Origin of the sequence: Pseudomonas sp. VE 267-6A, assembly GCF_024126555.1 — a bacterium.
Taxonomy (GTDB): Bacteria; Pseudomonadota; Gammaproteobacteria; order Pseudomonadales; family Pseudomonadaceae; genus Aquipseudomonas; species Aquipseudomonas palmensis.
Map to the genome: position 1 here is coordinate 1 of NZ_JAMYBY010000043.1, position 1,323 is coordinate 1,323.

1 protein-coding gene is annotated in these 1,323 nt (G+C 54.9%); it reads left to right on the forward strand.

Going from position 1 to position 1,323, the window contains the following annotated elements:
• Positions 1-54 precede the first annotated feature (54 nt).
• Positions 55-1,274 (forward strand): IS3 family transposase gene (locus NJH59_RS25345; protein WP_253087467.1). Its coding sequence is split into 2 segments (ribosomal slippage): positions 55-403 and positions 403-1,274, totalling 1,221 coding nucleotides; the frame shifts between segments, so codons are not numbered across the junction.
• Positions 1,275-1,323 lie beyond the last annotated feature (49 nt).

The window sequence follows — 1,323 nt, forward strand, 5'->3', positions numbered from 1 at the left end:
TGTCCCGTCCTGAATAAGGTTTACACCTCCCATCCCGAATTTCCGGAGAGTCAGATGGAGCAAGGTGTAAAGCGCACACAGCGTGATTACTCACTGTCTTTTAAATTGGCGGTGGTTGATCAGATTGAAAAAGGCGAACTGACCTACAAGCAGGCCCAGGTGCGGTATGGCATCCAGGGACGGTCGACGGTTCTGGTATGGTTGCGTAAGCACGGTCGGCAGGATTGGAGCCAGGGGGCCTCGATCCGCGACGAGAGGAGCTGCGCGATGTCTGACCCCAAAATGCTCACTCCAGAGCAGCGAATCAAAGAGCTTGAGCAGCAGCTTGAGCTGATGAGCCAGAAGGCCCAGTTCTTTGAAACGGTCGTTGATGTTCTGAAAAATGACTATGGTGTCTCGGTCGTAAAAAAGCGATCCGGCAAGTCCTCTCGCAAGGTCAAGTCGCAGGACTGAGCATTGCCAGGGCTTGTCAGTTTCTAGGCATCAGTCGACAGGCTTACTACAAGCGCAACCGAGCTGCTGATGGCAAAGAGCGCCAGGCAGATCGGGTGGTTCAGTTTGTTCAGCAAGTCCGGCTGCGCCAGCCCCGTCTGGGTACCCGTAAGCTGCACTATTTGCTGCATTGCCAACCTGACAAACGATTCCAGGTCGGCCGAGATAGGCTGTTTCAGGTCTTGGGAGAGCGCCGTTTGCTGGTACTGCCCAAGCGGGCATACCACAAGACAACACAGAGCTTTCATCGCTTCTACCGCCATCCCAACTTAATCAAGCCCGGTCCAAGCCAAGTCGTTCCGACAAGGCCGGAGCACGTCTGGGTTGCCGACATTACTTATCTGCCCGCACGTAACGGCCCGCTGTACCTGAGCCTGGTAACGGACGCGTACTCCAGGAAAATTGTTGGTCACCACGTCCATGAAAGCCTGCATGCCGAGTCAGTAGCGCAAGCCTTCAAGCAGGCCTTACGAAAGCGACGTCGTCGCCAGCCATTAGTCCACCATTCGGATCGAGGCATCCAATATTGCTCGGCGCTATACCAGTCACTGCACCAACGGCACGGCGTTCAGTGCTCCATGACTGATGGGTATGACTGCTACCAGAATGCGCTGGCTGAGCGAATCAACGGAATCCTCAAGATGGAGCTGCTGTTGAGCAGCCCTGAAGATCTGGAGCAAGCGAGGCAGATGGTTGATGAGGCAGTGCAGATCTACAACACAGAACGGCCCCATATGGCCCTGAAAAACAAAACGCCCGATGCGGTGCATCGGGCGTTTTGAGGCCTATCGGCCTACCTGAACAGGTGTAAACCTATTTCAGGACTAGACA